Here is a 3,023-nt window from a genome sequence, read left to right as displayed (position 1 = left end):
GGCGCGGGGGTCGACGAGCCGGGGCGTCCGCCCTTGCGCAGCTCGTCGGGGAAGTTTTCCTTGATCTTGCGCACGACCGGCGCTTCGATCGTCGAGGACGCCGACCGCACGAACTCTCCCTGATTCTTCAGGTGAGCGAGCAGGGTCTTGCTCTCGACTCCGAGCTCCTTGGCGAGCTCATAGACACGGACCTTTGCCACTTTTCTCCTGTCATGTCCGTGCCCACCTCGGGCGCGGACTCCTACAACGAAATGGTGCTCATCGCTGAGTACTCATCGGGTGCTCATCAGCGTCAAACCCGCTTTCGGTTTCTGTTTCGGATTCCACTTCGGTCATGGCGCCCAGGTACTCCACCAGCACAGCACTGTCCACGGCTGCGGTCACCCGCAGGGCCCGCGGAAAGGCTCGTCGGCGGAGAGCCAGATCGAGACACGACCGGCTCGGATGCAGCCATGCGCCACGTCCGGGCAGTCGATGTCTCGGGTCGGGGGTCAGCACGAAACCGTGCTCGCCTTCGACCGCCACCACTCTCAACAGCCCCGACCAGCTATCCGTTCCACGGCACCCCACACACGTGCGGGTCGGACCCCGCTGGGTGTGTGTGGAATGACGTGACCGGAGTCCAGTCCGGTCGGTCCCGCCCATTCTAGCGCCCTCGTCGCCGAACTCCGCCATCGCCGGCCCGACGGCGCTCGAATCCCGGCCGCTCACTGCTCCGTCACGCTCGATTCACACCGAGGGCGAGGCCTCGGGTGAGGTGGCCGTCGACTGGTCCGGAGCGGTGTCGGGCCGGATGTCGATGCGCCAGCCCGTGAGCTTCGCGGCCAGGCGCGCGTTCTGGCCCTCCTTGCCGATCGCCAGCGAGAGCTGGTAGCCGGGCACGATCACCCGCGCGGCCCGCAGCTTCGGGTCGACGACGGTGACCGACTGCACCCGCGCCGGCGACAACGCGGCGGCGATGAACGTCGACGGGTCGTCGGAGTAGTCGACGATGTCGATCTTCTCGCCGTTGAGCTGGGTCATGACCGCGCGCACCCGTGCCCCCATGGGGCCGATGCAGGCGCCCTTGGCGTTGAGGCCGGCGACCTTGGACGTGACGGCCATCTTCGTGCGGTGACCGGCCTCGCGGGCCAGGGCGGCGATCTCCACGGCCCCGTCGGCGATCTCGGGCACCTCGAGGGCGAAGAGTTTGCGCACGATGTTCGGATGGGTGCGCGAGAGCATGATCTCCGGGCCACGCGGGCCGCGCTTGACCGAGACGACGTAGCAGCGGATCCGGTCGCCGTGGTGGTACTGCTCACCGGGCACCTGCTCGGCCAGCGGCAGGATGCCCTCGACGGTGCCGAAGTCGACGGTGACATGCCGCGGGTTCGGGGACTGCTGGATCACCCCGGCGACGATGTCGCCCTCACGGCCCTTGAAGTCACCGAGGATCGCCTCGTCCTCGAGGTCGCGCAACCGCTGGACGATGACCTGCCGGGCCGTCGACGCGGCGATTCGCCCGAACCCGGTCGGGGTGTCGTCGAACTCCGGCCCGAGATCGCGGCGCTTGGTCGGCGCCGGACGCTCGTCGCCGGCCTCGTCGCGGCGGGCCTGCTCGGCGGCGATCTCCTCCTCGGAGAGGTCGTACTCGATCTCCTCGCGCGCCCAGACCACGACGTGGCCGGTCTTGCGGTCGAGTTCGACGCGGGCATGGCGCTGAGCGCTCTCGGTGCGGTGGTAGGCCATGAGGAGCGCGGACTCGATGGCGTCGACGAGGACGTCGAGGGAGATGTCCCGCTCCCGCTCCAGGGCGCGCAGTGAGGCGAGGTCGATGTCCATGTCAGTCCTTCTCCAGGTCGAGGTCGTCGGTGTCGTCGAGGTGCTCGTCGCCGAGATCGGCATCCGTCAGGCCGGTCTGATCGTCGGCGGGGCGGTTGAACTCCACCTCGACGGTGGCCTGCCGCACGTCGGCCAGGGCTAGGTCGTGCACCCGCTCCGGCGTCTTCTTCACGGCGGCCTCGACGAGCCGGAGCGTCGTGTCGTCGGCGCTCGTGAGCCGCCCCGTGACGGTCGTACCGTCGACCAGCGTCACGGTCAGCAGACGGGTGACGTTGCGGCGAAAGTGGTCGGCGGTCGTCAGGGGCCGGCTCAGGCCGGGGGACGACACCTCCAGCACATACGGCGACGAGCCCATGACATCGGAGGACTCGAGGGCGGCATCGACGATCCGGGTGGCCTCGGTGATCTCGTCGAGGCTCAGCGGGGGCACGACAGCCGTGGTCGGGCCGTCGGCGGCGGGCATCGCCTTCTCGACGGTGACCCTGACCTGGCGACGGTGTCCGGTGGCGGTGACGGCGACCTCATCGACGACGAGGTGCTGGGCGGTCAGTGGGGGCTCGATCAGGGTCCTGACGGCGTCCTGCACGCTCACGGCTCGGCCCTCTCTTCAGTTGGGTGTTCAGTTGGTCTTCAGTTGGGCGGCAACGCCGGTGGCGACGTCTGCCTGACTGGCCAGTGTAGACAAACTCGGGCACCCAAGGACAACGTGCCATCATTCCCACGTGCCCACCCAACATCGCTCCGCCCCGTTGCCCCGCCGCCTCGTGCTGGCCGGTGGTGGGCTGGCGATGCTGGCAACCCTGACCGGCTGCGGGCTGCGCACGGAAGACGACGCCCCGCGACTGCCGTTCCTGCCCGGCCGTGAACCGCTGCCCGGTGAGGCGATGCTGCTGACGCTGCTCGACTCGTGCGGGCGGTCGGCGTATCGGGGCGCGCCGAAGGACGTCGACGCGACGGGCAGCCTGGCCACCCAACGCACCGTGCTGCGTGATGCGCTGCTGCGCGCCGGGGTGCCGACCGACATCGTCGACTCGCCGGTCGAGGCGGGGCACGACGCTCCGCCGGCGGACACCCAGGCCGGGGCCGAACTCGTCGTGCGGTGCCTGGAGGTCGCGCGGGACGACTTCCTCCCCCTGCTCGGGGCGCTGACGGCCCAGCGGGTCGCTGCGACCACGTGGGCCGGCAGCGATCAGACCTGGCCG

The 3,023-nt window shown here is 69.7% G+C and carries 5 protein-coding genes; 1 reads left to right on the top strand and 4 read right to left on the bottom strand.

From position 1 onward, the window contains the following. The 4 genes from KD1_RS15690 to rimP all read right to left on the bottom strand — a co-directional run. Positions 1–200 (bottom strand): translation initiation factor IF-2 N-terminal domain-containing protein (locus KD1_RS15690; protein ID WP_157073420.1); only part of this gene is annotated, 200 nt, incomplete at its 3' end. Between the two features lie 58 nt (positions 201–258). Continuing rightward, positions 259–645 carry a YlxR family protein gene (locus KD1_RS16380; RefSeq protein WP_083542545.1) on the bottom strand — a complete coding sequence of 129 codons (387 nt, stop codon included), beginning with the start codon at positions 643–645 and terminating at the stop codon, positions 259–261. Between the two features lie 84 nt (positions 646–729). Continuing rightward, entirely contained in the window at positions 730–1,821 is a 1,092-nt protein-coding gene (gene nusA, locus KD1_RS15685; protein WP_068403462.1) for a transcription termination factor NusA, read from the bottom strand. Position 1,822: 1 nt separating this feature from the next. Continuing rightward, positions 1,823–2,413 (bottom strand): ribosome maturation factor RimP, encoded by a 591-nt coding sequence (gene rimP / locus KD1_RS15680; protein ID WP_068403460.1) that lies wholly within the window; start codon positions 2,411–2,413, stop codon positions 1,823–1,825. Positions 2,414–2,543: 130 nt separating this feature from the next. Here rimP and KD1_RS15675 point away from each other — a divergent pair. Next, positions 2,544–3,023 (top strand): hypothetical protein (locus KD1_RS15675; RefSeq protein ID WP_217995916.1); only part of this gene is annotated, 480 nt, incomplete at its 3' end.

Origin of the sequence: Kribbia dieselivorans NBRC 106261, assembly GCF_001552435.1 — a bacterium.
In the GTDB taxonomy this organism is placed as follows: Bacteria; Actinomycetota; Actinomycetes; order Actinomycetales; family Dermatophilaceae; genus Kribbia; species Kribbia dieselivorans.
The sequence above is the reverse complement of the archived record's forward strand: the minus strand, read 5'-3'. Positions and strand labels throughout refer to the sequence as shown.

Bases quoted from the DNA above. Each gene is read 5' to 3' on its own strand.
- KD1_RS16380 (WP_083542545.1), bottom strand. From the start codon at position 645: ATGGGCGGGACCGACCGGACTGGACTCCGGTCACGTCATTCCACACAC.
- nusA (WP_068403462.1), bottom strand. From the start codon at position 1,821: ATGGACATCGACCTCGCCTCACTGCGCGCCCTGGAGCGGGAGCGGGAC.